24 protein-coding genes are annotated in these 25696 nt (G+C 68.4%); 11 read left to right on the top strand and 13 right to left on the bottom strand.

Annotated elements, in window-relative coordinates; all coding sequences use genetic code 11:
* Positions 1–71: 71 nt before the first annotated feature.
* A complete protein-coding gene (gene rsmA / locus AC3WRV_RS08545; RefSeq protein WP_492312908.1) occupies positions 72–950 on the top strand; it encodes a 16S rRNA (adenine(1518)-N(6)/adenine(1519)-N(6))-dimethyltransferase RsmA in 879 nt (292 codons plus the stop codon).
* Positions 951–997: 47 nt separating this feature from the next.
* Here the strand turns inward: rsmA and AC3WRV_RS08540 are convergent, their stop codons facing one another.
* A complete protein-coding gene (locus tag AC3WRV_RS08540; RefSeq protein WP_492312907.1) occupies positions 998–1960 on the bottom strand; it encodes a TraB/GumN family protein in 963 nt (320 codons plus the stop codon).
* A 521-nt stretch (positions 1961–2481) separates the two neighbouring features.
* Between AC3WRV_RS08540 and AC3WRV_RS08535 the strand changes: the two genes are divergently transcribed.
* On the top strand, positions 2482–3981 hold the full coding sequence (locus AC3WRV_RS08535) for an ATPase domain-containing protein (protein WP_492312906.1): 1500 nt from the start codon (positions 2482–2484) through the stop codon (positions 3979–3981).
* Between the two features lie 32 nt (positions 3982–4013).
* Positions 4014–5675 carry a response regulator gene (locus tag AC3WRV_RS08530; RefSeq protein ID WP_291837319.1) on the top strand — a complete coding sequence of 554 codons (1662 nt, stop codon included), beginning with the start codon at positions 4014–4016 and terminating at the stop codon, positions 5673–5675.
* Between the two features lie 3 nt (positions 5676–5678).
* Here AC3WRV_RS08530 and gmk read toward each other — a convergent pair whose 3' ends face one another.
* The 5 genes from gmk to AC3WRV_RS08505 form a co-directional block, all read right to left on the bottom strand.
* A complete protein-coding gene (gene gmk / locus AC3WRV_RS08525; protein WP_492312905.1) occupies positions 5679–6320 on the bottom strand; it encodes a guanylate kinase in 642 nt (213 codons plus the stop codon).
* On the bottom strand, positions 6310–7176 hold the full coding sequence (locus AC3WRV_RS08520; RefSeq protein ID WP_492313594.1) for a YicC/YloC family endoribonuclease: 867 nt from the start codon (positions 7174–7176) through the stop codon (positions 6310–6312). The genes gmk and AC3WRV_RS08520 overlap by 11 nt, the downstream gene beginning before the upstream one ends.
* Before the next feature lie 14 nt (positions 7177–7190).
* Positions 7191–8330 (bottom strand): endolytic transglycosylase MltG, encoded by a 1140-nt coding sequence (mltG, locus tag AC3WRV_RS08515; protein WP_492312904.1) that lies wholly within the window; start codon positions 8328–8330, stop codon positions 7191–7193.
* Positions 8331–9611, bottom strand: coding sequence for a beta-ketoacyl-ACP synthase II (gene fabF / locus AC3WRV_RS08510; protein ID WP_492312903.1), 1281 nt, complete (start codon positions 9609–9611; stop codon positions 8331–8333). It abuts the gene before it with no gap.
* Between the two features lie 102 nt (positions 9612–9713).
* On the bottom strand, positions 9714–10604 hold the full coding sequence (locus AC3WRV_RS08505; RefSeq protein ID WP_492312902.1) for a dihydrodipicolinate synthase family protein: 891 nt from the start codon (positions 10602–10604) through the stop codon (positions 9714–9716).
* Between the two features lie 183 nt (positions 10605–10787).
* Between AC3WRV_RS08505 and AC3WRV_RS08500 the strand changes: the two genes are divergently transcribed.
* Complete coding sequence (locus AC3WRV_RS08500) at positions 10788–12266, top strand: S41 family peptidase (protein ID WP_492312901.1); 1479 nt, start codon at positions 10788–10790, stop codon at positions 12264–12266.
* Between the two features lie 21 nt (positions 12267–12287).
* Here AC3WRV_RS08500 and AC3WRV_RS08495 read toward each other — a convergent pair whose 3' ends face one another.
* Positions 12288–13721 (bottom strand): LytR/AlgR family response regulator transcription factor, encoded by a 1434-nt coding sequence (locus AC3WRV_RS08495; protein WP_492312900.1) that lies wholly within the window; start codon positions 13719–13721, stop codon positions 12288–12290.
* 110 nt (positions 13722–13831) lie between these two features.
* Between AC3WRV_RS08495 and AC3WRV_RS08490 the strand changes: the two genes are divergently transcribed.
* Positions 13832–15277, top strand: a complete 1446-nt coding sequence (locus AC3WRV_RS08490) for an alpha/beta fold hydrolase (RefSeq protein ID WP_492312899.1) — start codon at positions 13832–13834, stop codon at positions 15275–15277.
* Between the two features lie 146 nt (positions 15278–15423).
* Here AC3WRV_RS08490 and AC3WRV_RS08485 read toward each other — a convergent pair whose 3' ends face one another.
* Positions 15424–15663 (bottom strand): acyl carrier protein, encoded by a 240-nt coding sequence (locus AC3WRV_RS08485; protein ID WP_092312098.1) that lies wholly within the window; start codon positions 15661–15663, stop codon positions 15424–15426.
* A 168-nt stretch (positions 15664–15831) separates the two neighbouring features.
* Positions 15832–16848, bottom strand: coding sequence for a polyprenyl synthetase family protein (locus tag AC3WRV_RS08480; RefSeq protein ID WP_492312898.1), 1017 nt, complete (start codon positions 16846–16848; stop codon positions 15832–15834).
* Positions 16849–16964: 116 nt separating this feature from the next.
* Between AC3WRV_RS08480 and AC3WRV_RS08475 the strand changes: the two genes are divergently transcribed.
* Positions 16965–17723 carry a tRNA1(Val) (adenine(37)-N6)-methyltransferase gene (locus AC3WRV_RS08475; protein ID WP_492312897.1) on the top strand — a complete coding sequence of 253 codons (759 nt, stop codon included), beginning with the start codon at positions 16965–16967 and terminating at the stop codon, positions 17721–17723.
* Between the two features lie 84 nt (positions 17724–17807).
* Here the strand turns inward: AC3WRV_RS08475 and AC3WRV_RS08470 are convergent, their stop codons facing one another.
* Both AC3WRV_RS08470 and AC3WRV_RS08465 read right to left on the bottom strand, forming a co-directional pair.
* On the bottom strand, positions 17808–18056 hold the full coding sequence (locus AC3WRV_RS08470) for a hypothetical protein (protein WP_291841152.1): 249 nt from the start codon (positions 18054–18056) through the stop codon (positions 17808–17810).
* Positions 18057–18169: 113 nt separating this feature from the next.
* Positions 18170–18562 (bottom strand): GFA family protein, encoded by a 393-nt coding sequence (locus AC3WRV_RS08465; protein ID WP_492312896.1) that lies wholly within the window; start codon positions 18560–18562, stop codon positions 18170–18172.
* A gap of 96 nt (positions 18563–18658) precedes the next feature.
* On the opposite strand from AC3WRV_RS08465, the gene AC3WRV_RS08460 reads away from it, so the two are divergent.
* The gene (locus AC3WRV_RS08460) at positions 18659–19270 is read left to right on the top strand and encodes a TIGR02466 family protein (protein ID WP_492312895.1); all 612 of its coding nucleotides are present in this window, start codon (positions 18659–18661) and stop codon (positions 19268–19270) included.
* Here the strand turns inward: AC3WRV_RS08460 and AC3WRV_RS08455 are convergent.
* The gene (locus AC3WRV_RS08455; RefSeq protein ID WP_492312894.1) at positions 19257–19865 is read right to left on the bottom strand and encodes a TetR/AcrR family transcriptional regulator; all 609 of its coding nucleotides are present in this window, start codon (positions 19863–19865) and stop codon (positions 19257–19259) included. The two genes, AC3WRV_RS08460 and AC3WRV_RS08455, sit on opposite strands and share 14 nt — an antisense overlap.
* A 110-nt stretch (positions 19866–19975) precedes the next feature.
* Here AC3WRV_RS08455 and AC3WRV_RS08450 point away from each other — a divergent pair, with 110 nt between their 5' ends.
* The 3 genes from AC3WRV_RS08450 to AC3WRV_RS08440 all read left to right on the top strand — a co-directional run bounded on the left by AC3WRV_RS08450 (position 19976) and on the right by AC3WRV_RS08440 (position 22140).
* Complete coding sequence (locus AC3WRV_RS08450) at positions 19976–20725, top strand: 3-oxoacyl-ACP reductase family protein (protein WP_492312893.1); 750 nt, start codon at positions 19976–19978, stop codon at positions 20723–20725.
* 84 nt (positions 20726–20809) lie between these two features.
* Positions 20810–21721: an alpha/beta hydrolase gene (locus tag AC3WRV_RS08445; RefSeq protein WP_492312892.1), complete on the top strand. Its 912-nt coding sequence runs from the start codon at positions 20810–20812 to the stop codon at positions 21719–21721.
* 65 nt (positions 21722–21786) lie between these two features.
* On the top strand, positions 21787–22140 hold the full coding sequence (locus AC3WRV_RS08440) for a hypothetical protein (protein WP_492312891.1): 354 nt from the start codon (positions 21787–21789) through the stop codon (positions 22138–22140).
* A 31-nt stretch (positions 22141–22171) separates the two neighbouring features.
* On the opposite strand, the gene AC3WRV_RS08435 is transcribed toward AC3WRV_RS08440, so the two are convergent.
* Complete coding sequence (locus tag AC3WRV_RS08435; protein WP_492312890.1) at positions 22172–23686, bottom strand: serine hydrolase; 1515 nt, start codon at positions 23684–23686, stop codon at positions 22172–22174.
* Between the two features lie 184 nt (positions 23687–23870).
* On the opposite strand from AC3WRV_RS08435, the gene ettA reads away from it, so the two are divergent.
* Positions 23871–25538, top strand: coding sequence for an energy-dependent translational throttle protein EttA (gene ettA / locus AC3WRV_RS08430; RefSeq protein ID WP_492312889.1), 1668 nt, complete (start codon positions 23871–23873; stop codon positions 25536–25538).
* The last annotated feature ends 158 nt before the right edge of the window (positions 25539–25696 follow it).

Here is a 25696-nt window from a genome sequence, read left to right as displayed (position 1 = left end):
GAGCCCGCCGCCAGCGGCGGATGGTCCTCGCTCCGCATGACGGCGCGGCCAAGGTCACGTAAGAAGGGCCGATGACGCCCGACGACCTTCCTTCCCTCCGCGAACACCTCGACGCGCACGGCCTCGCGGCGAAGAAGAGCTTCGGCCAGCATTTCCTGCTCGACCTCAATGTGACGCGCAAGATCGTGCGGCTGGCCGGACCGTTCGAGGGCCGCGCGGTGATCGAGGTCGGGCCAGGGCCCGGCGGCCTGACCCGCGCCCTGCTGGAGAGCGACGCCGGCAAGGTGGTGCTGGTCGAGAAGGATCCCCGCTTCATCCCCCTGCTGAACGAACTGGAAGACGGCGACGGCCGCCTGACGATCGTCGAGGCCGATGCGCTGAAGGTGAAGGAGGCCGAACTGGTCGACGGCCCCGCCCACCTGGTCTCCAACCTGCCCTACAACGTCGGCACGCCGCTGCTGATCAAATGGCTGACCGGGCCGTGGACGCCGCTGTCCCTGACCCTGATGTTCCAGAAGGAGGTCGCCGAGCGCGTGGTGGCGAAGCCCGGCGAGGACGCCTACGGCCGGCTGGCGGTGATCTCGCAGGCGGTGGCCGAGGCCAAGCTGGTCATGCACCTGCCCGCCGCCGCCTTTACCCCGCCGCCCAAGGTCGCCAGCGCCGTGGTGCATCTGGTCCCCAGGGCCGATCGCCCCGACGCCGCTCTGCTGAAGGCGCTGGAACGGGTCACCGCCGCCGCCTTCGGTCAGCGCCGCAAGATGCTGCGCTCCAGCCTGAAGCCGCTGGGCGGCGCCGACCTGTGCGAAGCCGCCGGCATCAGCCCCGAGGACCGCGCCGAGGTCATCGACCTGGACGGCTTCCTGCGCCTGGCCCGCGCCGCCTCCGGACAGACGCAACTGACACCGCCGACGGACGGCGGCGCCACGCTGGCGCGGCGCAAACGCGCCTAGGCGAAAGGGCCGCTCGTACCGGAACGGCCCCGCCCTGACGTCCGCTCCTATTCGCGCGTCACGGTCACACCGCGCGCGGCCAGCATCTCCTGCACGCTGTCGTCGCCGGCCAGGTGTCCCGCTCCCACGGCGATGAAGCTGACGCCCGAACCCTTGAGCAGGGTCTCGATCTGACCGGCCCAGTCGGCATTGCGGCGGGCTAGGAAGGTCTGGTGCGTCTCTTCCGAGATCGCACGACCGTTCTCCAGCGCGAACTCCGCCAGGGCGGTCTCGTCTCCCGCGATCCAACCGGCGACGAGGCGATCGAGATCGCCCGCGACGGCGTTCCAGGTCTTCAGATAGTGACGCAGATAGACCTTCTGATTGTCGTCGCTCATCAGCGCGAGGCCGCGCATCTGCTGGCCCACCGTCTCGAGGCCGTGGATCGGCTTGCCCGCCGCCATGGCCCGGGCGCGCAGGTTCAGTTCGACGCCCAGCGCCGGATCAAAGCCCGCCGCGGTCAACGGACCGGTGGCGATCATCAGGGCGGCGAACCACGGACGGAATGGATCGATCTGCGCGGGCTCCATGCTGGTGGCGCGCACGGCGGCGTCGAGCGCCGTCTTCTCCTCGGGGGTCAGCCAGCTGGACAGCGGCTGGCCGGGCTGGACGCCGTACTGTCGGATCAACGGCCCCAGTTCGCTCTGGTCGTTCGGATCGGCGATCTCGAGCCAGAGGTCCGAGGCGCTGTCGAAGGCGGCGTCAACTTTGTCCGAGCCCCAGGCCGTGCCCGGCTTCAGCATGTGCACCGTGCCGTACAGATAGATGGTCGAATCCGCGTCGCGAACGACCCAGAGGGGCGGACCGTCGCCGGCGGCGCGGGCGATGGGCGGCGGAGCGGCGGCCTGCGCCTCGGTCGCATGGGCGTCGCCGGCGAACAGCACGGCGCAGGCGGCCAGGCTCAGGGCGATGCCGGCGGCGGTGGATTCAAGGCGCGAGGCGGCGCGCCCCAGAACGGCCTGGAGAGTCATGGTCGATATCCTTTTGAGGAAGGCTGCATCCGGGGCCGCGGAATGCGGCGCCGGCGAGAACCGGTCGGCGACCGGTCGGGATCAGAGGGCGAAAACAGTCTCGACCGAGGGGTCGGCGCGTCCGGTCATGACAAGCTCCTATGTCTTTGTGACAAGCAACCTTTACTTCTCAGGTTCCGGAGACGTCAAGCACCTTTTACATTCGGACAATGAAACTTTCCACCAGGCCGACGGAGGCCGCCCGCCAGCCAGCAAAAAGGGCCGCCCCTTCCGGAGCGGCCCTTCCATTGTTCAGCCTGTCGGCTGGATCAGGCGCGAACCCCCGAGAGGGCGTAAGTCGCGTTCATCCGGGCCGTATACGGCGTGAGACAATGAGACATTCGACACCTCCTTTCGATTGTTGAAACAGCAGACTCGATTTGGGGATCGCCCCCATACTTTCAAGACGTTCGCAAAAATCGTCCGCATGTAACCAAGTCCTCGTCGGCGCGTTACGGCCCAGCTAACGCATGAGGAGAGTGATGGTCGACCATAGCGCCGACGGGTCTACGCAAGCCGCATTCGGCCTTCAGGGCCTCGACGACATCCTGGCCGGAGGGCTGGAGCGCGATCGCGTCTACCTGCTCGAAGGCGCGCCGGGCACCGGCAAGACCACCGCAGCCATGAGCTTCCTGCTGGAAGGCGCGCGCCTCGGAGAGGGCGTACTCTACATCACCCTGTCCGAAACGGAGGATGAGCTCCGCGCGACCGCGCGTTCGCACGGCTGGTCGCTGGACGGCATGGACATTTTCGAACTCGTGCCGCCCGAGAGCCTTCTCGACGAGCAGCAGCAGCAGAGCCTGCTCTATTCGTCCGACCTGGAACTGGGCGAGACCACCCGGATGATCTTCGAAGCCGTGGAGGCCAGGAAGCCCCGGCGCGTAGTGATCGACAGTCTCTCGGAAATCCGGCTGCTGGCGCAAAGCTCGCTTCGCTACCGCCGCCAGGTCCTGGCGTTGAAGCACTACTTCGCCAAGAACAGCGCCACCGTTCTGCTGCTCGATGACCTGACCACCGAGATCAATGACAAGACAGTGCACAGCGTGGCGCACGGCGTGATCCAGCTGCAGGAACTGGCCCCCGAATACGGCGCCGAGCGCCGCCGGGTCCGGGTCATCAAATATCGCGGCCGACGCTTCCGGGGCGGCTACCACGACTTCACCATCAAGACCGGCGGGCTCGAGGTCTATCCGCGCATCATCGCGTCCGAGCATCGCACCACCTTCGACCGCACGCCGGTGTCCAGCGGCGTCACCGAACTCGATGCGCTTCTGGGCGGCGGGGTGGAACGGGGGTCCAGCGCCTTGATTCTCGGCCCCGCCGGCACCGGAAAATCCCTCTTCGCGATCAACTTCGCCATGGCCGCCGTCCATCGTGGCGAGCGCGCCGCCCTGTTCATCTTCGACGAGGAACTGGGCCTTCTGTTCGACCGGATGAAGCAGCTAGGCATCGAACTTGAAGTCATGCGCGATGAGGGCCGGCTGATCATCGAGCAGATCGACGCGGCCGAGCTCTCGCCGGGCGAATTCGCCGCCCGGGTCCGGCGTTGCGTGTCGGACCAGAAGATCCAGACCGTCGTGATCGACAGCCTGAACGGCTATCAGGCGGCCATGCCGCAGGAGCAGTTCCTGGTCCTGCACATCCACGAGCTGCTGCAGTATCTCAACCGCCAGGGCGCCTCGACCTTCCTGACCGTCGCCCAACACGGGCTGGTGGGGGAAATGAAGGCGCCGGTCGACGTCACCTACCTCGCCGACACGGTAATCCTGCTTCGTTATTTCGAGGCCCTGGGCAATGTCCGCCGCGCGGTCTCGGTGATCAAGAAACGGTCCGGCCGCCACGAGAAGACCATTCGCGAGTACAATATCGGTGAAGACGGGCTGACCTTGGGCGAGCCCCTGACCGGGTTCCAGGGCGTCCTGCGCGGCGTTCCGAACTTCGTCGGTCAGGGCAGCGGCCTGCTGGGCGAATCCGCTGCATGAGTGGTGGCGGCGACCTTTCCCAAAGAGCCCTGGTGCTCGCGCCCAACGGGCGCGACGGGGCCATCGCCGCCGCGATCCTGGAAGAGGCCGGAGTGCCGGCCGTCGCCTGTCCCGACCTCGCGACGCTTCAGCAGCGCATGGAGGAAGGCGCGGGCCTGGCGGTCATCGCCGATGAGGCCCTGCGCAACAGCGACATCGCCCCGCTGTCCAACTGGGTCGACCGGCAACCCTCGTGGTCGGACTTTCCCTTCCTGCTGCTGACCCAGCGGGGCGGCAGCGTCGAGCGCAATCCGGCGGCCCGGCGATTGTCGGAGGCGCTCGGCAACGTCAGCTTTCTGGAGCGCCCCTTCCACCCCACCACCCTCGTCAGCGCCGTGCGTACCGCGTTGCGAGGGCGACTGAGACAGTATGAGGCGCGAGAACTCATCGCCGCCATTCGGCAGGGCGAATCCTTGCTGGAGCGCCGGGTCGCTGAACGTACGGCCGAACTCGAGGCGGCGAACCGGCAACTGGCCTCGCAGATCACGGAGCGCGAAAAGGTCGAGACCGCCCTGCGTCAGGCGCAACGCCTGGAAGCCGTCGGCCAGCTGACCTCGGGCGTCGCCCACGACTTCAACAACCTGCTGACCGTCGTCATTGGCAATGTGGAGCAGATGCAGAAACGGGTCAGCGATCCGGCCCTGATCCGCCGCCTGGACATGATGGGCGAGGCCTCGCGCCGCGGCGCCCGACTGACCGCGCAGATGCTGGCCTTCTCGCGGCGTCAGAAACTCGAGCCGCGCGCCGTCGATCTGAACGACACGGTCCGGAGCATGAGGGATTTGCTCCAGAGCACCATCGGCGGCAGCGTCCAGATCCTCGAGCCCGAACTGGCCGACAGCCTGTGGCCGGCCATGATCGACCCGACCCAGCTCGAGCTGGTGATCCTGAACCTGGCCATCAACGCCCGCGACGCCATGAATGTCGGCGGCACCCTGCTGATCCGGACGGAGAATGTGGAGACCACCGCCTCGACATCTCCGGAAGCGCCCCCGGCGGGACAGTTCGTCATGGTCTCGGTGACCGACAACGGCTCCGGCATGACCGACGAGGTGCTGGCCCGGGCGTTCGAGCCCTTTTTCACGACCAAGGACGTCGGAAAGGGTTCGGGCCTGGGGCTCAGTCAGGTCTTCGGTCTCGCCAAACAGTCCGGCGGCGGCGTCGCCATCGAGACGGCGGTGGGCCAAGGCACGACCATCAAGATCTTCCTGCCACGCGCCGATTCCGCGCCCGTCCCCCACGTGTCCCGATACCTGGACCTGACCGCGGCCCACGCCGACCACGTCGTCATTCTGGTCGTCGATGACGACGAGGCCGTGCGCGAGGTGACCTCGGGCTATCTGGAAGACCTCGGCTACACCGCCATCGAAGCGGGCAGCGGCGGCGCGGCGCTGGAGATTTTCGAGCATCGCGAGGACATCGACGCCGTGGTTCTGGACTTCGCCATGCCCGGCCTCAACGGCGCGGACCTCGCCCGGGAGATGCAGAGCCGCCGCCCCGGCGTGCCGATCCTGTTCGCCACCGGCTACGCCGACGCCGACGCCCTCGCCTCGGCGCCGGAAGACAGACTGATCCTCAAGCCGTTCGAACAGGCGGAATTGGCCGAGAAACTGTCGAACATGCTGGTGACGCCCAGCCAGGCCGTCAGCGCCTGAGGCTCAAACCGCCTCGTTCAGCAGGGCGTCCTTGTAGGCCTCGACCCAGGTGTTGCGGCCGCGCTTGCTGCGTTCGGCGTGGTAGATATGCGCCAGTTCCGCATAGGACCGGTCGAAGTCGTCGTTGACGAAGACGTAGTCGAACTGGCCGCAGTGCTCGATCTCGCCCTTGGCGTTCTGGATGCGGCGCTCGATGACTTCCTCGGCGTCCTGCGAGCGGGTCACCAGGCGGCGGCGCAGTTCTTCCAGGCTGGGCGGCAGGATGAAGACGCGGACGGCGTCGCCGGGGCATTTCTCGGCGATGTCGCGGGCGCCCTGCCAGTCGATGTCGAACAGCACGTCGCGACCCTCCGCCAGGGCGCGGTCGATGGGGCCGCGCGGGCTGCCGTAGCGGGCGCCGTGGACGTCGGCCCATTCCAGGAAGGCGTCGGCGTCGATCAGGCGCTGGAACTCGGCGTCGTCGACGAAGTGGTAGTCGCGGTCCGCGACCTCGCCCGGACGGATGCCGCGTGTGGTCATCGAGACCGACAGCTCCAGCCCCTTGTGATCCGCCATCAGCCGGCGGCAGAGCGACGTCTTGCCGGCGCCCGAGGGGCTGGCGACGATCAGGAGGACACCCCGACGGGGCGTACGTTCATTCGACATTCTGGACCTGTTCGCGGAGCTGTTCGATCACCGCCTTCAGCTCAAGGCCGATTCCGGTGAGCGGCGTGGTAGCCGATTTCGAGCAGAGGGTGTTCGCCTCCCTCATGAATTCCTGCATCAGGAAGTCGAGTTTCCGCCCGGCGGGGGGTTGCTGCAACAGGGTGCGGGCCGAGGCGACGTGGGCGGCCAGCCGGTCCAGCTCCTCGCGCACGTCCGCCTTGGTCGCCAGGGCGGCGGCTTCCAGGAAGATGCGGTCCTCAAGCCCCGGAGCGTCGGGAGCCAGTTCGGTGATGCGGCGGGTGAACCGCTCGCGGATGGCCGCCACCTGGGCGCCGGCCTCGGTCTCGGCCTCGGTGACGAGGGTCTCGATGCGGTCGATGAAGCCGGTGATGACCGGGGCGAGCTGTTCGCCCTCCCGCTCGCGTGACAGCTTCAGGGCGTCGATGGCGGCGTCGATGCTAGCGGCGATCTTCGCCTCCACCGCCGTGCGGGCCTCGGCGTCGTCGGCCTCCTCAGGGGCCTCCAGCACGCCGCGCAGGCTGAGCAGGCCGTCGGCCGAAGGGGGCGTGGCGCCGTCCTCGGCCAGCTGATTGGCCAGCTGCAGATAGCGGGCCAGGATGTCCTCGTTGACCTTCAGCGCGGCGGCGCCGGGCTCGGCCCGTTTGACCTGCACGCCCAGGGTGACCTGACCCCGGTTGAGGCGCGCCTGACCCGAAGCCTTGGCCAGACGTTCCAGATTGTCGAAGCCCGGGGGGCCGCGGAAGCGGACCTCCAGATTGCGGCCGTTGACCGAGCGGGCCTCGACCGACCAGCTCCAATCCCCCTCCGCCCCATCGGCGCGGCCGAAGCCGGTCATGCCGGAAAGGCGGCTCACTGAGCGGCCGCCGGTTGCTGGGGCACGCGGATCACCTGGGCGCCGGGCGGGACCTTGACGCCCGGGGGCAGGCCGTTGGGCGTGGCGTGCGGCAGCACCGGCGCCGCCGGCTCGGGCGGCAGGCCCTGACGGCGGCGTTCGATGGCGCGCCAGCGGGCGACATTGGCCAGATGCTCGTCATAGGTCCGGGCGAAGGCGTGTCCGCCGCTGCCGTCGGCGACGAAGAACAGGTCGCCGCTCTGTGGCGGGTTCAGCACCGCTGCGATGGCGTCACGGCCCGGATTGGCGATGGGCGTCGGGGGCAGACCGTCGATCTGGTAGGTGTTCCAGTCGGTGTGCTGGTCGATCTCGGACCGGCGCAGGCCGCGGCCCAGCGGACGGCCCTTGGTGATGCCGTAGACGATGGTCGGGTCGCTCTCCAGCCGCATGCCGGCTCGCAGACGGTTCGAGAACACCGCCGCGACACGGGGCCGTTCGGCCGCGACGCCGGTCTCCTTCTCGACGATGGAGGCCAGGATCAACGCCTCTTCCGGGGTGCGGACCACGCTGTTGGGACCGCGCGTGGCCCACAGCCGGGTCATGTTGTCGTCGTGCGCCCGCTGCATGCGCGCGATCACCGAGGCCCGGGTCTCGCCGCGCGAGACCTCATAGGTGTCGGGCCACAGACTGCCCTCCTCGGGCACGGCGTCCACGGCGCCGTCGAGGATCAGCTGACGCATCAGGATGTCGACCGCCTGGGCCGAACTCCAGCCTTCGGGCAGGGTCACGTAGTGGCGCACCACCTTGCCCGAGACCAGCAGGGTCAGGACCGAGCGCAGCGAGGCCCTGGACGGCACCTCATACTCTCCCGCGCGCAGGCGGCGGTCGGCGCCGGTCAGGCTGGCGGCGGCCTTGAACATGTCGGTCGAGCGGATCACCCCCGCCGCCTTCAGATTGGCGGCGATGGCGCTGACCCCGGCCCCGCTGGGCAGGGTCACGACGGTCGTATCCCCTTCCCGCGCCGTCGGCCCGGGGGCGTAGAAGACGCTCCACGCCGCCACCAAGGCCGCGATCAGGAACAGGCTGAAGGTCGCCGAGGCGGCCAGGAAGGCCGTCTTGCGGCCCGGTGATCCCTTCTCCACCCCCCGACGGAACACTCAGGACACCTTCTTGAAGATGACCGAGGCGTTGGTGCCGCCGAAGCCGAAGCTGTTGGACATGGCGACATCGATCTTCATCGGCTTGCCCTTGTGCGGCACCAGGTCGATGGGCGTCTCCATCTCCGGATTGTCCAGATTGATGGTCGGCGGCGCGATCTGGTCGCGGATGGCCAGCACCGAGAAGATGCTCTCGATGGCGCCCGCGGCGCCCAGCAGGTGGCCGGTCATCGACTTGGTCGAGGACACCGCCAGATCCTTGGCGTGATCGCCGACCAGACCCTCGATGGCCTTCAGCTCGATCCAGTCCGCCATGGTCGAGGTGCCGTGGGCGTTGACGTAGTCGAGGTCCGAGGGCTGCAAGCCCGCGCGCTTCAGCGCCGCCTTCATGGCCCGCAGGCCGCCCTCCCCGTCCTCGGACGGGGCTGTAATGTGATAGGCGTCGCCGCTCATGCCGTAGCCCACGACCTCGGCGTAGATCTTCGCGCCGCGCGCCTTGGCGTGCTCGTACTCCTCCAGCACCATGATGCCGGCGCCTTCGCCCATGATGAAGCCGGCGTGGTCCTTGTCGTAGGGACGGCTGGCCTTCTCGGGCGTGTCGTTGAAGGCGGTGCACAGCGCTTTACACGCCAGGAAGCCGGCGATGCCGATGGGCACGATGGAGCTTTCCGCCCCGCCCGCGACCATCACGTCGGCGTCGTCCAGGGCGATCATGCGGGCCGCGTCGCCGATGGCGTGGGCGCCGGTGGCGCAGGCCGTCACCACCGAGTGGTTCGGCCCCTTCAGTCCGTGGCGGATCGAGATCTGGCCTGAGGTCAGGTTGATCAGCGACATCGGGATGAAGAAGGGGCTGACCCGGCGCGGGCCCTGTTCCTTCAGGATGATGGCGGTGTCCGCGATGGGACCCAGGCCGCCGATGCCCGAGCCGACCATCACCCCGGTCCGCTCTTTCTGCTCGTCGGTTTCCGGCTTCCAGTTCGCGTCGGCCAGCGCCTCGTCGGCCGCGGCGATGGCGTAGACGATGAAATCGTCGACCCGCTTGCGATCCTTGGGCGACATGATCTTCTCATGGTCGAAGACGCCGGGCTCGCCCGCCACGCCGCCGCCGCGCCCGTCCACCGACGGAATCTCGCCGGCGATGGTGCAGCCGTACCCCTCGGTGTCGAACGCCGTGATGGGCCCGATGCCGGACCGGCCTTCCACGATCCCTTTCCAGGTGTGCTCTACACCCCAGCCGAGCGGGGTCAGGAGGCCAAGGCCGGTAACGACGACACGACGCATTCCTGCGTTCCTTCACAGTGAATCTCGCGCAGGACAATAGTGAGGCGAAGGCTGCACCGCTAGGCGGGGAAGGAATTGGTTGACCGGAGCGGCCGCGCGCCGTCAGACGTCGGCGGCTCCGGCAGGCAGCGTCGAGGCCAGCCGTCTCTTCACGTCCTCCATCAGCGGGAGCAGCGGTCGCGGCGGCTGCGCCTCGGTGAGCCCCAGCATGTTCGCTGCGGCGTACATCACCCTGAGGCCGCCATGCGCGCGGAACAGGTCCCACAGGCCGGCGAAGTCGGCGTCGCAACGCTCCGCGACCGCGCGATCGCCCCTCATCGCCGCCGCCGCCAAGGCCGCGACAGGCTCCGAAAACAGGCCGGCGGCCACGCTGTACCAGCAGTCCGCTCCCGCCAGCAGCGCCTCCTTGCACCCCCAGTCACCGCTGTAGCCCACGGACAGGCCCGGCGCCGCCTGGCGGAAAACCGCCAGGTCCGCCGCCATGTCGCGGGACGACGGGAGGGGAAGCTTGATGGCGGCCACAGCGGGAATCGCCGTCAGTCTCGCGACGAATTCGGGACTGAAGGTGAAGTTCGTGGTTCCCGGGTTGCTGTAGATGCAGAGCGGCAGATCGCTGGCCATGGCCACGGCGACGAAATGCTGGAAGACCTCCTCCTCCGTGAGCGGGTTGTAGCTGACCGGCGCCAGCAGGAGGCCCGCGGCCCCTTCCGCGGCCGCGTCGCGTGCAACGGCTTCCGCCTCATCCGTCCGCAGCGCGCCCACCCCCACCATGACGGGGATCGACGCCGCCGCTTCGACGGCCGCCGCCACGGCCCGACGCCGCTCATTGCGGCTGAGGAACATATAGGTCCCCGTGCTGCCCAACAGGCCGATGGAATCGGCCCCGCCCGCCTCGATCCGGCGCACGAGCCGCTGAAGATCGGGGACGATGACGCCGCCCTCCGGCGTCATCGGTGTGATGGGAAAGGCCGAAAGCCCCGAAAACAACGCCATGTTTCACCTCCAGAACGCCGCTCTGGTGAAGCCGGGTTCGCCGCGAGTCTCAAATCAGGCTTGGCTTCGATTTGTGACGACCGAAGTCGATGAAGGCTGGCACCTTCGCCGCGGCATGACCGAAAGTTAAGTAGCCCAGCCACCATCGCCGTTTCACCCTTTGACCTCAGTTGAGGGGCGTTCATGCGACTTGCGATCATAACCATCCTGTTCGGGCTCGACCTCGCGGCGCCCCAGTCGACCTTGGCGCAGGATGGAACGGAGCCCGCCTCATGGGGCCAGGCCTTGCGCGAGGACGCCAAGGCGTTCCACGATCTGGTCGCCGAAAACCACCCGGGACCGGTCGACGACCAGAACCCGACCTTCAACGCCTCGCTGGAAGAAGGGCTGGCCCTCGCCCTCGACCGCGCCCGCACCGCCGACAGCTATTCCGCCTGGCGCGCCGCGCTGGCCGAGTACGCGGCTGCCTTCAATGACGGCCATCTGGGCCTGAAGGACATCAAGGACAACCCGGCGCCGGCGCCCATCAACTGGCCCGGTTTCCTGGTCGGACTGCGGTCGGCGCCCGGCGGCGATCACTATGAGGTGGCGTTCAATCGCGATCCAGCCGCGCCCCCGGTCGGTGCGGTGCTGGTCTCCTGCGACGGCCGCCCGGCCGAGGCCCTCGCCCAGGAAATGATCGGACGCGAGGCAGGCCGCTGGTCCCTGCGCTCTACGCGGGTCAGCCATGCGGTCTGGAGTCTGGTCGATACGGGCAACCCCTATGTCCGGCGCCCTGAGCGGTGCGACTTCACCGTCAACGGCCGGACCACGCGCCATGCCCTGTCCTGGCGTCCGCTCGACCCCGCCGACCGCGACGCCGGAATCGCAGCCGCGAGCGGCCAGAGGTTCACGGCCTCCACGGCGCTCCGGCCATGGGACGCCGGGCTCTGGATCGAACTGGGCGATTTCGGCGCCGACCCGCGCACGCCCGAAGGCCAGAAGCTGACGGCGTTGCTCGCGGAGGCCGAGACGCGGGTCGCCGATCTGCGCGCCGCGCCCGTCCTGGTCTTCGACCTGCGCGGCAACAACGGCGGATCCTCGACCTGGCTCAGCACCCTGGCGCGGACGATCTGGGGGGCGGACTACGCCGACGCGCACACCGCGGACTCCTCCAGCATCGACTGGCGCGCCTCGCCGGATAACCTGGCCAAGCTGGAAGAGTATCGGACCCAGTTCAGCAGCCAGCCCGACACCCTGGCCTATGTGAACCGGCTCATCGACGGCATGTCGGCGGCGATGGCCGCCGGCAGCCCCCTGTTCCATGAAGCGGACGATGCCGAACCCAAGCGCGGAGCGGCGCCCGCGAACCCGGTCGCGGGGAAGGTCTATGTGCTGACGGACTACGGCTGCGCCTCCGCCTGCCTGGACGCGGTCGACACCCTGACCGCTCTGGGCGCGGTTCAGGTCGGACAGGAGACTTCCGCCGACACCCTGTACATGGAGATCCGCTACGTGCCGCTGCCCAGCGGACGCGCCACCGCCTATGTGCCGATGAAGGTCTATCGGAACCGCGCGCGCGCCAATAATCAGACCGCCGTTCCCCGACACGCCTGGACAGGCGCCCTGACCGACACCGCCGGCCTCGAGCGCTGGATCGCACAGCTGGCCGGCCAGGATTGAGGCGCCGCTGGCCTGGTCGACCTAGAGCAATTCAGGTTCGTCCAGCGCCTCGCGGACGGTCGGGAGGCGGTTTCGGCTGATGGGCAGGGGCGTGCTTTCGTCCATCAGTAGCCGGCTCCGGCCGCCGTCCCGCTCGAAGCCGCGGACATGGGCCAGGTTGGCGATCACCGAGCGGTGGACCCGCAGGAAGCTGGCCGGCAGGTCCTCTTCCAGCCGGTCGAGGCGGGCGGCGTGCAGCAACCGCCGGCCGCCCGTCAGCCGCAGTTCGACATAGTCGTCCGCCCCGACGATGGCCACGATGTCCTCCAGCGGCACCCGCTCGACACCGCGTGACGACGCCACCGTCAGGCAGTTCGGGCGGGCGGCGGCGCGGGTCAGCGCGACCTCCCGCTCCTGATCGTCGCGGCCGAGCCGCACGACCTCGGTCATCAGCAGCGTCAGCACCAGACCGACGGCGAACAGGAAGTAGGACAGGTCGACGACCCAGCCGGGGAACAGCGCGCAGATCGCCAGGAAGACGGCGAGATAGGCCAGGGTCAGGCGCGCCCCCGGCATGCGGCGGTAGACCGCGAAAGCGGCCACCGCGGTGGACAGCACCACCCCGGCCATCAGGGCCAGCATGGTCTTGCTGTCGAATCCGGGAGCAAAGCAGGTCGCCGCCACCGCCGCCATCGCCAGAGCGACCACCGGGCGCCGCGCCTGGGGCTGGAAGCGCGACACCACATAGGTCGCCAGCAGCACCGCGAAGACGGCGGTCAGAACCCAGATGCCGACCAGCCGCAGACCGTGGACGGGATAGGCGTAGGGGACCAGCACACGCAGGCTCTCCAGGATCGCCTGCAGGCCGGCGACGCCGGCCATGGCCGCCAGCGCCAGGCTGGACCCTGTCCGGCGCAGGATGTGGATGACGCCGAAGCCGAAGGCGGCGGCGAACAGGGCCCCCGCCGCCAGGAAGGCGATCGCCAGCGGGATCGCGCGAGACGGCCAGGGATAGGGCGCCACCAGGATCGCCGCGATGGGGCCGTCCAGACGCACCAGACCATGGAAGGACGACATGCGGATCGTCACGACATTGTCTCCGGGGACCCACATCCGTTCGGGGATCGCGAAGGCCGCCTCGTACCGCCCCGCCGTCTCCGACGCGGAGGAATCACCCGGTCGTCCATTCGCGCCCAGCGCCTGGCCATTGAGCCAGACCTGCGAGGAGGCGACGCCGACGATATAGAGGGCGACGGGATCATCGCCCGCCGGCCGCCGCACGACCGCGCGAAGCCAGAGCTCCCGCCCCTGCGGGTCGATCACGTCCTCGACGGGGCGACAGTCCTGAAGGACCGGAGCGGCGACGCCGGGCGCGCCCCGGCACGCCTGCCACGCCAATTCGGCGGGCCGTTCCTGGGCCCGCAGCACCGTGGAGACCGAAGCCAGAAGAATCGCGATGAAGAGAATCCGCCACATGGCGCGGACCCTATCGCCATTCGCGGGAGAGCGCTGCCGTTCGCCGATGCAGACGCGCCATTCGCCGAAGCACGCCCCAGCCGTTCGAAAACCCTGCTTCAACCGTCGTCATGACCTACACATCCCTGAACCGCCGTTCCATCCTCGCCGCCGCAGGCCTCGCCGTGCCCGCCCTGGCGCTTCCCTGGAAAGCTCATGCGCAGGAGCCCGCCGGGCCCTTCCGCTACAAGGCTGGGAACGGCGAAGAGACCGACGCCGTCCGCGGCTATTTCGAAGTGCCCGAGGATCGGCGCATCCCAGGTTCGCGCCGCATCCGCCTGGGCTATGTGCGCTTCCCCTCGACCTCGCCGAACCCGGGCGCGCCCATCGTCTATCTGGCCGGCGGCCCCGGCGGATCGGGCGTGCGCACCGCGATGGGCCCGCGGTTCCCGATCTTCATGGCCCTGAGAGCGGTGGCCGACGTCATCGCCTTCGACCAGCGCGGCACCGGCCTGTCGTCCAGCATTCCCGACCGGGCCAACACCACGCCCTACCCCACCCTGACCCATGCCGGCATGACCGCCTGGTACCGGGAGGAGATGCAGAAGGCCTGGATCGACTGGACCCGCGCCGGCATCGCCATGACCGGCTACAACACCGAGCAGAACGCCGACGACATCGAGGACCTGCGCATTCACCTGGGTGCGGAGAAGGTCAATCTGTGGGGCATCAGCTACGGCACCCACCTGGCCCTGTCGGTGCTCAAACGGCATCCGAACTCGATCGGCCGCGTCGCCCTGGCCAGCCTTGAAGGTCAGGACCAGACCGTCAAACGGCCCGCGCACATCGACATGTTCCTGGACCGCGTCGATCGCCTGATGGGGACGGACCCTGCCGTTCGCGCGGCGATCCCGAACATGCCGGCCCTGATGCGCCGCGTGCATGAGCGGCTTGAGGCCGACCCGGCGACGGTGACCATGCCCGCCGAAAGCGGCACGGTCGACGTCCAGATGGGCGGCTTCGGGGTGCAGCTGATGGCCTCCGCCCTGGTCGCCAATCCGCCGCAGCTGACCATGCTGCCGAAAATCTACCTGGCGCTCGACGCCGGGAAGACCGACGTCCTGGCGCCGTTGTTCCCGCCGCCCCATCGCTACTTCAGCATCTCCGGCATGCCGGAGGCGATGGACCTTGCGTCGGGCATCACGCCCGCCCGCCTGGCGATGATCACCGAAGAGGCGAAGACGGCGGTTCTGGGTGACGCCTTCAACATTCCCATGCCGCACCTGCTGGGCGCCATCCCCGGTGTCGACCTGGGTGACGACTTCCGGGCCTCGATCCGGATCGAGACTCCGGCCCTTCTGGTCGCGGGCACCCTCGACGGCCGCACCCCGCTGGAGGAACAGGCCGAGGTGATCGCCCAGTTCCAGAACAAGACGCGGGTGGTGGTCGAGAACGCCGGCCACAACGTCTTCGAAGCTCACCCGGACGTGACGCCCCTGCTGGTCAAGTTCTTCAGTGAGCAGCCGGTGAGCGACACCCACCTGACCCTGGCGCCGCCGACCTTCCCGGTCGTCTGAGACGAATGGCGGCCTGACGGCGTTCGCCGCGATACGCGAACGCCGTCAGGTCGGCCGTCCAGGTCCGCCCAGACGCAGAAAAGCCGCCGTGACGCCCTTCAGCGTCGCGGCGGCTTTTCGATGCCGTACGAAACGGCTGGTGAGCCTTAGCCCGCCAGCTTCTCGTCGATGAACTTCACGGCGTCGCCAACGGTCTGGATGTGCTCGGCGGCGTCATCCGGGATCTCGATGTCGAACTCTTCCTCGAAGGCCATGACCAGTTCGACGTTGTCGAGCGAGTCGGCGCCCAGGTCGTCGATGAAGCTGGCCTTTTCAGTGACCTTGTCCGGATCGGCGTCCAGGTGGTCGATAACGATCTTACGGACGCGTTCCAGGGTGTCGGACATGGTGTCTCTGCCTTCTGATGCCGCCATGGCGGCTGTTGTCTCAATCCTTGCCGTATGACGACGGCGACGGCGGCGCAAGCCTTCTAACGAAGACTCACCCCGACCGGTTGCAGCGCTCTAGCACAGCCGTGGCGGGGTGAAATAGTCCGTAGCGGTGCGGAACAAGCCTTACGCGACCCGGCTGACGGCGAAATCAGCCAACAGCTCCAGCGCGGTCTTCCACTCGCTGTCCGCCAACGGCGCCAGCGCGGCCTTGGCCAGTTCGGCGTAGTCCCAGGCCACGTCCAGGGTCGCCCCGACCGCCCCCGCGCCGACCACCAGCTCGCGGGCGCGCTTGAAGTCGTCCTCGTGGCGCTCGCCCTTGTTGATGGTGCGCTCCCAGAAGCCGTCGTCGTGGCCCTTGGTGCGGGCGGCGGCCAGCAGCAGCGGCAGGGTGACCTTGCCTTCGCGGAAGTCGTCCCCGGTGTTCTTGCCCAGATCCGCGGCCTGGCCGCCGTAGTCCAGCGCATCGTCGGCCAGCTGGAAGGCCAGGCCGAGGTTCAGACCGTAGGCGCGCAGGGCCTGGACCGCGGTCTCGTCGGCGCCGGCGCCCACCGCGCCCGATTCCGCGGCGGCGGCGAACAGTTCGGCGGTCTTGGCCGAGATGATCTGCAGATAGGTGTCCTGATCCAGCCCCAGGTCGTGGGCGCGGGTCAGCTGCAGCACCTCGCCCTCGGAGATGACGCTGGACGCCCGGGCCAGGATGCCCAGGGCCCGCATCTGGCCGGTCTCGACCATCAGTTCGAAGGCGCGGGCGAACAGGAAGTCGCCGACCAGCACGCTGGAGGGGGCGCCCCAGATCAGGTGAGCGGCCACCTTGCCCCGGCGCAGATCCGAGGCGTCGACGATGTCGTCGTGCAACAGGGTGGCGGTGTGGATGAACTCGACCGAGGCCGCCAGGCGGACGGCGGCCTCCATGCCGTTCGGCGCGCCGACGGCGCGCGCGGCGGCCACGGTCAGCAACGGGCGCAGGCGCTTGCCGCCCGCCGCCACGATGTGGTCGGCCAGCATCGGGATGACCGGAACGTCGGACTGCATCCGCTCGACGATCAAGGCGTCGACCACCGCCATGTCGTCGCGCGCGAGCCGGATCAAGGGCTCGACCTCTCCCTTGCGACGGGACTCGGCGACGGTGACAGCGTCCAACGGAATACTCTTCGGGAACGGCGCGGGAGGAGGATCGCGCCTGAAAATCCAGCCGCCGCCTTGCCCGGCGGCGATGCGGCGCACAATGGTGATCGGGTCAACAGGGGTCAAGCCGCGTGACCGTCGCATCCGCCACTGAATCGTCATCGGAAATCGTCGAGAACGCCCTTCTCGGCGGTCGCGTGCGATTCCTCCAGCCCGCGAAGGGCTATCGCGCCGGAATGGACGCCGCCCTGCTGGCCGCCGCCTGCGACGCCGCACCCGGCGAGCGGGTGATCGAGGCCGGCTGCGGCGCGGGCGCCGTGCTGATGCAGATCGCGGCGCGGCGCCCCGGCGTGGCCCTGACCGGGCTGGAGCGGGATCCGGCCATGGCGGCGCTGGCCCGGCGAAACGCGATTCTGAACGGGGCCGAGACCACGATCGTCGAAGGCGACATCGCCCAGGGGTTCCGCGCCCTGGACTTGCAGGTGTTCGATCGCGCGGTGTCCAACCCGCCCTTTTTCGACGATCCGGGCGCCCTGCGCGCGCCCTCTCCCGGCAAGTCAGGCGCCTGGATGGCCGACGACGGCCTGGGCGCCTGGACCCGCTTCCTGCTGAAGTCCGTGCGCGAGGGCGGCCGGATCGTGGTCATCCACCGCGCCGACCGTCTGGCCGATCTGCTGGCGGGCCTGGGTGAGACGGCGGGGTCGTTCGCGATCCGCCCGATCCACGCCTTCGCAGACGAACCGGCCAAACGCGTCCTGGTGCAGGCCATCAAGACCGGCAAGGCGCCGCTGCGGTTGCTGCCCCCGCTGGTGTTGCATGCGCGCGACGGAGCCAAGCATACGGCGGAGGCTGAGGCTGTGCTGCGGGGCGAAGCGGGGCTGGAATGGTGACCCGCCGAAACCAGGCCGCCTGAAGGGCCGCCGGGTGGACGCCCGCCCCGGGCGGACCTCCCCCGGCGACCGAACGGGATGGGGTCAGCCGACGTCAGCGCAGACGCGGAAATGCCAGTCCTGCGAGCAGCCGATCGAGCCGTCGCCGTATTTCTCACAGCCGAAATTGCGCAGACACATCTCGTAGGGGCTGCTGTAGTCCCAGTTGCCGTCTCCGGGGCCGGTCACTCGCGTCTGCGTATACGCGGTTTGGGGCGCGCCCCCGGTCAGGGGCGCAGGAGCTGCGCCCGCCAGGAACACGATCGAGGTGACGGCCAAGGCGATTTTCAGCATGGTTTTCCTCATTGCCCCGAATGGGCGGGCGCAGGTTCAGACAGCAAGCGGAGCTGGCCCAATCACAATAATGTCAGGTTGAAGCCATGCTCGCTTGGGGCGAATTTGAGAGCTTAACCTTCGGACCGTCCCTCTCCTTCCCTGTCGCGCGCATAGCGCCGAGCGAAGTGGAAGGGCGGCAACCAGCCTTCGCGGCGGATCGTCCAGTTTTCATAGGTCGGGGTCAGCTGGTCCGGCGCATGGAGCACGCCCAGATTCACCTCGATCTCGTCGCCGCTGCGCGCGAAGACGGACGAACCGCAACGCGGACAGAAATGCCGTCCGGCGTAGTCCCCAGTCTCGCCTTCGACGCTCACAGCCCTTTCGGGAAAGATCGCCGTCGCCTGGAACAGCGAGCCCGAATGCTTGCGGCAGTCGAGACAGTGGCACAGCCCGACCCGATACGGCCGTCCGATGGCCGCCAGCCTGACCCCGCCGCACAGGCACCCGCCTTCGAACCGATCCATGTGGGTCTCCTCGGCTCCATCGAACGCTCAGGGCCTCGCCGGTATCCGCCGCCCTCTCCGCTTTCGCCAATCGGCCCTAGCGGCTATGCCACCGTCATGTCCCTGCGCCCCCTCTTCGTCACCCAGGTCTATGAGGCCTCGCTCGCCGCATCCGCGGGCTTCGCGGCCTTCAACGCCGAGCTGGCCGACGCCTGCCGGATGCTGGCGGCCGAGGACATGGCCGGACGCCAATGGTGCAAGGAGCACGGCTATCGCGGCTACACCTCCTACGGCTCCCTGACCGACCTGCCGGTGCGGCTACCGGAGTTCGGCGAGCTGAAGCGGCATCTCGACAAGCACGCGCAAGCCTATGCCAAGGCTCTGAATTTCGATCTGGCGCGCAAGCCGCGACTGGACAATCTGTGGGTCAACATCCTCAAGCCCGGCGGCGGTCACACGGGGCACATCCACCCTCACGCCTTCCTGTCGGGCACCGTCTATGTCGAGGTCCCGGACGGCGCCTCGGCCCTGAAGCTGGAAGATCCGCGTCTGCCGATGATGATGGCCCGCCCCAGCGTCCGCCCTGACGCGTCCGAGGCCGAACAGCCCTTCGTCTACCTGGCCCCCAAGGCCGGGACGGTGCTGATGTGGGAAAGCTGGCTGCGCCACGAGGTGCCGACCAACGCCGCCAAGTCCGAGCGCATTTCGATCAGCTTCAACTACGCGTAAGTCCCGCCAGTCCGTCCCAGGCCAGCATGGCGGCGCGGGCGGTTCCGGCCAGTTCGTCCGCCGTCGCCCCCTCGCGGGACCGGAAGGTCATGCCCTGCTGGACCGTGGCGAAGAAGGCGGCCATGGCGGTCAGATCGGCGTCCGGAGCGATCTCGCCCGCCGCCTGACCGGCGCTCAGCCGGTCTCGCATCGTCGCGAACGCATCCTTTCGGATCGCCGCCACATCGTCGCAGGCGCCCTTCGGCAGGGCGTCGAGGTTGGCGCTCGAGATCGCCAGCAGACAGCCCTTCGGGTGGTCGCACTCTCCGCTGGCCATCGCCGTGGCCAGCAGCAGCCCCCCGATGGCGTCGCGCGCCGTCGCGGCCTCGGTCATCGAAGCCCACAGGGCCGCGCCCTGGGTGTCGGTGTAGAGCCGCACGGCTTCGCGGAAGAGCGCCTCCTTGCTGCCGAAGGCGGCGTAGAGGCTGGGGGCGTTGATCCCCATGGCCCCGGTCAGGTCGGTCATGGACGCGTCCGCATAGCCCTTGGTCCAGAACACCTCGAGGGCGCGGGACAGGGCTTCATCACGATCGAAACTGCGGGGACGGCCGGCCATGGCGTCTTTCGGACCTCTTTTTCTAACGAGCGATACATAATCCCTTGACGACGGCAGGCAAGCTTTCCATCTGGCGTTCTGTAGCAGTCGTTACAGAATGGAACCAGAACATGACCGCCTCTCTCCCCCTCGCCGGAAAACGCGCCCTCGTCACCGGCGCCAGCCGCGGCATCGGCGCCGCCATCGCCCGTCAGCTGGCCGCCGACGGCGCCGACGTCGCCATCACCTATGAGAAGTCCGCCGACAAGGCCGAAGCCGTCGCCGCCGAGATCCGCGCCCTTGGCCGCAAGGCCGTCGTTCTGCAGGCCGACTCCGGCTCAACCGATGGACCGAAGAAGGCCGTCGAAGGCGCGGTCGCCGGACTGGGCGGCCTCGACATCGTCGTGAACAACGCCGGCATCGCGGGCGGCACGATGTTCGCTGACCAGTCGGCCGAGGAGATCGACGCCCTGCTGAACGTCAACATCCGCGGCGTCATGCTGACGACCCAGGCCGCCCTGCCCCACCTCGGCGAAGGCGGCCGCGTGATCTCGATCAGCAGCGTGCTGGCCGACCGCGTGCCCTTCCCCGGCGTGACCGTCTATTCGGCCACCAAGTCGGCGCTGCAGGCCTTCACCCTGGGCCTTTCTCGCGAGCTGGGGCCGCGCGGGATCACCGTCAATCTGGTCAAGCCGGGGGCCACCGACACCGACATGAACCCTGCCGACGGCCCCAACGCCGCCGGACTGCTGGCGGGCACCGCCCTCGGGCGCTTCGGCCAACCGCAGGACATCGCCTCGGCGGTCGCCTTCCTCGCCGGTCCGGGCGCCGCCTACATCACCGGAACCAGCATCCTGGTCGACGGCGGCATCGGCGCCTGACCGGAGGATGAGGGGGCCGGCGGCCCCCTCATCGCCACATTCCGCCCTAGGCTCCCTCGCAGTGAAGCTTCGAGGGAGTTAGCGATGAAGGCGTTCGGTCTGGCGATGATCCTGCTGGCGGCGTCCGTCGCCGCCTGCACGGAAAAGGCTGACGCCCAGTCGTCGCAAACGCCCGTCCGCGCTGAAGGCGCGCCCTATGTATTGGCGGGCACCCAGGTCTGGACCGTGCCCGATCCGGTCTCGGGCCGCGATTACGAGGTCTTCGTCAGCCTGCCCGCCAGCTACGAGACCAGCCCCGGACGCCGCTATTCGGTGCTGTACGTCACTGACGCCGACTACGCCTTCCCCATCATTCGCCAGATCGCGCGGCGGGTGAACCTCGACGGCCCGGTGATCGAGGAGTTCATCCTGGTCGGCCTGTCCTATGCGCGGGGGGACAACCCGGTGGCCAGCCGTAACCGCGACTATACGCCGACCCCGAACGGGCCTCGACGCGCCAAGTCGACCATCCATGGCGGCGGCTCCGCCTACCAGACCTATTTGAAGACGCAGGCTCTGCCCTTCATCGAGAACCGGTTCCGCGCCGATCCCGCGCGCCGGGTCCTGCTGGGCCACTCCTACGGCGCCCTGCTCGGCGCCCAGGTCCTGTTCACCGATCCGGCGCTGTTCCACGGCTATGTGCTGGGCAGTCCGTCCTTCTGGTTCGACCGGCGGCACATCATGACGATGGAGGCCGAATACGCCCGCACCCACCGCGACCTGCCGGCCGAGGTCTTCATGTATATCGGCGCCTATGAGACTCCCGGCCCCGGCCCCCGCCATACGACGGACGCCGACATGGTCGGGGACGTGCGGACCATGGAACGGACCCTGAAATCCCGTGCCTATCCGGGCCTTCGGGTCCAGTCGGCGGTGCTGGGGGACGAGGATCATCTGACCGTCGCCCCGGTCGGCTTCACCCGCGCCCTGATGGCCCTCCTGCCGGCGCAGACGTAGCGCTTTCGGGGAACCGATCCGACCGCGGCGGCCTTCGTTCAAAGTCGCCGCAATAGGGGGTTCTCTTGAAGAAAAATCCGCTCGTTCTGATCGCGCTTGGGGTCATCCTGATCATTGTCGGCGGGTGGATGCATTTCACGGGTGGTCCGCCGACGGCCGATCCAGGCCTGAGACAGGCTTGCGAGGCTTCAATGGCCGAACGTGGGGCCGATGCGGATCTGATCGCTCAATGCAAACAGGTCGCTTTCGCCACCGCGACCACTGCGACGGACGCAACATCCGCAGCCAGATCCATCAGCGCGGCGAACAACAGCGAGATCGGGGGCGGCGCCGTCTCGATGTTCCTGATGGGCGCCGGCCTGGCCCTGGTTGTGGGCGGGGTCGTCATCCGTCGCGGCGCCCGTCACGTCGCGACCTGACGGCGGCGCCTGCAAAGCCCCAAGCACCGCGTCAGCGCCGCGTGTAGATGTCGCCGTCGTAATCCAGCGACACGGGGCGTCCGTCGGCGCCGAGTCGGAAGGTGACGCCCTGGCCGGTGTAGGGTGTCAGTTCGACCCGCAGGCTTTCCGGATCGGTGAAGTTCTCGGCCACCGCCGACTGCACGCCGATGGTCAGCCGCAGGCGGTCGCCGTCCTCGCGCACGCTCAGGGTCCCGTAGGCCGGGCTGACGTAATCGCCGACATAGGCGGCGTTCGGAAGGCTCAGCGTGCGGGGCCGCTGTGCGCGGGCGGCCAGGTTGCCGGCGATCCCCTCGCGCCGCCGGTCCCTGCGGACAACCAGCTCGGCCAGCTTCGCGTCATAGACGGCGTCCGCGTCCGGCAGGTTCGCGAACCAGTCATAGGCGTAGTTGGCGACCAGGTCGGCCAGTTCGCCCGCGAAGGCGTCCTCGTTGACCATCACGGCCACGCCCAGATGACGCTCCGGCATGAAGGAGACGTGGGCCCGCGAGCCCGAGAAATTGCCGAAATGGTGGATCAGGACGTCGTCGCCGTATCGCCCGACCTGCCAGCCCAGGCCGTAGCCGGTGCGGACATAGGGACCGAAGGTCGTCTCCTGCGCCACGCGGGACGCATGGGTGGACGCGATGAGGCCGGCGGGCAGGACGCGGCCGCCGCCGACCGTTCCGTCCGTCACCTGCGCCTCCAGCCAGATGGCCATGTCGTGCGCCGTGGAGACCAGCCCGCCCGCCGACTGCATCGTGGCGTCGGTCTTTTGCAGATATGACCGCTCCGGCTGTCCGGAGAGACGCCCGAAATGGCCGGCGGCGACGGTGTGACCCTTGGCCCGCGCCTCGTCGATGAAGGCCGTGGTGTCGGTCATGCCCAGCGGCGTCAGGACCTCGCCCTGCACCAGCGCGCGCCAGTCGCGGCCCCGTTCATGCTCCAGCAAGACCGTGGCCAGGTTGTAGCCCGAGTTGGTGTAGGCGAAGGTCCCATAGCCCCCGTCCTCGCGCGGCCGGGTCTCGCCGGTCAGCCGCCACAGCAACTCCGGCGTCCAGTCGCCGGAGAAGGCGGCGCGGAAGGCGATCGGCCCGTTCTCGACGCCCGACCGATGGCTGAGCAGGTCGGTCAGGGTGATCCGCCCGGCGATGTCGGCGGGCACGCCCGAGTCCGGCGACCACGCGGCCAGCGGCGCCTCCAGATCGACCTCGCCCCGTCCCGCCATCGCCGCGATGGCAAGGGCAGTGAAGGATTTGGTCGCCGAGGCGATGTAGAAGCGGGTGTCCGCGTCCACCGGCGCGCCGCTCGCGACATCCGCCACGCCGACGCCTCCGGTGTAGATCGCGCCGCTCTGGTCCACGACGGCCACGGCCATGCCCGGTACGGCCTCGGTCCGCGCCAGCGCCCGGCGCGCGAAGGCGTCCATGGCGGCGGGGAAGGCGGCGCGGTCCTGGGCGCCTGCTGCGGCCGGCACGACGAGCAGGATCGCGGCCGCAAGGGCCTTCGCGGCGAGATTCGAACGCATGGATGCTCCCTCGGCCCCGACAGCGAGGCGTACGGCAGAGAGGCCGCCAGGTGATCAGATGGATGCAGGCCGCGGCCATCAAACCGCCCCGCCCGTCCGCTAGTCATTTGCCCTGAAGCGGCGTGGCGGCTACATCCCGCGCCAACCTCCCCATCCGATCAGACGACAGGGCGCACCGCACCTCATGGCGCAGCAATATATTTTCCAGATGCAGGGCCTGACCAAGGCCTTTCCCGGCGGCAAGAAGATCTTCGAGAACATCTGGCTGAGCTTCTACAACGACGCCAAGATCGGCGTGGTCGGGGTCAACGGCTCGGGTAAGTCCACCCTGCTGAAGATCATGGCCGGGCTGGACAAGGAATTCTCCGGCGAGGCCAAGGCCGCCGACGGCATCAAGCGCGGTTACCTGGAGCAGGAGCCCCAGTTGGATCCCGCCCTGAACGTCCGCGAGAACGTCGAGTCCTGGTGCGAAGAGAAGCAGTGGGTCAACCGCTTCAACGCCATCGCCATGGAGATGGCCGAGAACTACTCCGACGAGCTGATGGAGGAGATGACCGCCCTCCAGGAGAAGATCGACGCCGGCGATGTCTGGGACATCGACAGCCGCATCGAAATGGCCATGGACGCTCTGCGCTGCCCCCCGGACGACTGGGAAGTCACCAACCTGTCGGGCGGTGAGAAGCGCCGCGTGGCCCTGGCCCGCCTGCTGCTCAGCAAGCCGGACATGCTGCTGCTCGACGAACCGACCAACCACCTGGACGCCGAATCCGTCGCCTGGCTGCAGCACCACCTGGAAAACTTCCCCGGCTGCGTCATCCTGGTGACCCACGACCGTTACTTCCTGGACCTCGTCACCAAGTGGACGCTGGAGCTGGACCGCGGCAAGGGCCACCCGCACGAGGGCAACTACTCCAGCTGGCTGGAAGCCAAGACCAAGCGCGTCGTGCAGGAGCAGTCGGAATCCGAAGCCCGCCAGCGCGCCCTGACCCGCGAACTGGAATGGGTCCGCTCGGGCGCCAAGGCCCGTCAAGCCAAGTCCAAGGCCCGTCTGGCCGCCTATGAGCGGATGGTCGACGAGCAGGAGAGCATGCGCGGCGCCCAGACGCACGCTGTCATCCAGATCCCGCCGGGTCCGCGCCTGGGCAACGTCGTGCTGGAGGTCGAGGGCCTGCAGAAGTCGTATGGCGACAAGGTCCTGTTCGACAACCTGACCTTCAAGCTGCCGCCCAACGGCATCGTCGGGGTGATCGGCCCGAACGGCGCCGGCAAGTCGACCATGTTCAAGCTGATCACCGGCCAGGAACAGCCCGACGGGGGCACGATCAAGGTCGGCGAAACCGTCAAGCTGGCCTATGTCGACCAGTCGCGCGACGACCTGAAGCCGGACGAGACTATCTGGCAGGCCATCTCGGGCGGCACCGACATCATGATGGTCGGCAAGCGCGAGATTAACAGCCGCGCCTACGTCGGCAGCTTCAACTTCAAGGGCGGCGACCAGCAGAAGAAGGTCGGCCAGTTGTCGGGCGGTGAGCGCAACCGTGTCCACCTGGCCAAGACCCTGGCTTCGGGCGGCAACCTGATCCTGCTCGACGAACCGACCAACGACCTGGACATCGAGACCCTGCAGAACCTCGAGGAAGCCCTGGAAGGCTTCGCCGGTTGCGCCGTGGTCATCTCCCACGACCGCTGGTTCCTGGACCGCCTGGCCACCCACATCCTGGCCTTCGAGGGCGACAGCCACGTCGAATGGTTCGAAGGAAACTTCGAAGCCTACGAGGAAGACAAGAAGCGTCGCCTCGGCGTCGAGAGCCTGATCCCGCACCGGATCAAGTTCCAGAAGTTCGGGCGCTGATCCGGCAGGCTGCGGCGCGTGGCATCGCGCCGCAGCCCCGAAGCGTTTGAGTTAAAATCGTAACAAAGCAAATCTTTGCCCCCCCTTCGATGCCTGCTAGCTTGGCGGTCAGGGGGAGTGCGCGTTCAAAATTGGTGTTCCCTGATCAACATATGGCC

Source organism: Brevundimonas sp. EU05-FHT14B11 (assembly GCF_058790835.1).
This window is presented reverse-complemented; position numbering and strand designations above follow the sequence as displayed.

What these genes read in the sequence shown, in the direction of transcription:
- AC3WRV_RS08450 (WP_492312893.1), top strand. Translation starts at nt 19,976, where the DNA reads ATGACCGCCTCTCTCCCCCTCGCCGGAAAACGCGCCCTCGTCACCGGC.
- fabF (WP_492312903.1), bottom strand. Translation starts at nt 9,611, where the DNA reads ATGCGTCGTGTCGTCGTTACCGGCCTTGGCCTCCTGACCCCGCTCGGC.
- AC3WRV_RS08485 (WP_092312098.1), bottom strand. Translation starts at nt 15,663, where the DNA reads ATGTCCGACACCCTGGAACGCGTCCGTAAGATCGTTATCGACCACCTG.
- AC3WRV_RS08500 (WP_492312901.1), top strand. Translation starts at nt 10,788, where the DNA reads ATGCGACTTGCGATCATAACCATCCTGTTCGGGCTCGACCTCGCGGCG.
- AC3WRV_RS08435 (WP_492312890.1), bottom strand. Translation starts at nt 23,686, where the DNA reads ATGCGTTCGAATCTCGCCGCGAAGGCCCTTGCGGCCGCGATCCTGCTC.
- AC3WRV_RS08445 (WP_492312892.1), top strand. Translation starts at nt 20,810, where the DNA reads ATGAAGGCGTTCGGTCTGGCGATGATCCTGCTGGCGGCGTCCGTCGCC.
- AC3WRV_RS08460 (WP_492312895.1), top strand. Translation starts at nt 18,659, where the DNA reads ATGTCCCTGCGCCCCCTCTTCGTCACCCAGGTCTATGAGGCCTCGCTC.
- AC3WRV_RS08455 (WP_492312894.1), bottom strand. Translation starts at nt 19,865, where the DNA reads ATGGCCGGCCGTCCCCGCAGTTTCGATCGTGATGAAGCCCTGTCCCGC.
- AC3WRV_RS08465 (WP_492312896.1), bottom strand. Translation starts at nt 18,562, where the DNA reads ATGGATCGGTTCGAAGGCGGGTGCCTGTGCGGCGGGGTCAGGCTGGCG.
- AC3WRV_RS08540 (WP_492312907.1), bottom strand. Translation starts at nt 1,960, where the DNA reads ATGACTCTCCAGGCCGTTCTGGGGCGCGCCGCCTCGCGCCTTGAATCC.
- AC3WRV_RS08535 (WP_492312906.1), top strand. Translation starts at nt 2,482, where the DNA reads ATGGTCGACCATAGCGCCGACGGGTCTACGCAAGCCGCATTCGGCCTT.
- AC3WRV_RS08505 (WP_492312902.1), bottom strand. Translation starts at nt 10,604, where the DNA reads ATGGCGTTGTTTTCGGGGCTTTCGGCCTTTCCCATCACACCGATGACG.
- ettA (WP_492312889.1), top strand. Translation starts at nt 23,871, where the DNA reads ATGGCGCAGCAATATATTTTCCAGATGCAGGGCCTGACCAAGGCCTTT.
- AC3WRV_RS08495 (WP_492312900.1), bottom strand. Translation starts at nt 13,721, where the DNA reads ATGTGGCGGATTCTCTTCATCGCGATTCTTCTGGCTTCGGTCTCCACG.
- rsmA (WP_492312908.1), top strand. Translation starts at nt 72, where the DNA reads ATGACGCCCGACGACCTTCCTTCCCTCCGCGAACACCTCGACGCGCAC.
- AC3WRV_RS08490 (WP_492312899.1), top strand. Translation starts at nt 13,832, where the DNA reads ATGACCTACACATCCCTGAACCGCCGTTCCATCCTCGCCGCCGCAGGC.
- AC3WRV_RS08520 (WP_492313594.1), bottom strand. Translation starts at nt 7,176, where the DNA reads ATGACCGGCTTCGGCCGCGCCGATGGGGCGGAGGGGGATTGGAGCTGG.
- AC3WRV_RS08470 (WP_291841152.1), bottom strand. Translation starts at nt 18,056, where the DNA reads ATGCTGAAAATCGCCTTGGCCGTCACCTCGATCGTGTTCCTGGCGGGC.
- gmk (WP_492312905.1), bottom strand. Translation starts at nt 6,320, where the DNA reads ATGTCGAATGAACGTACGCCCCGTCGGGGTGTCCTCCTGATCGTCGCC.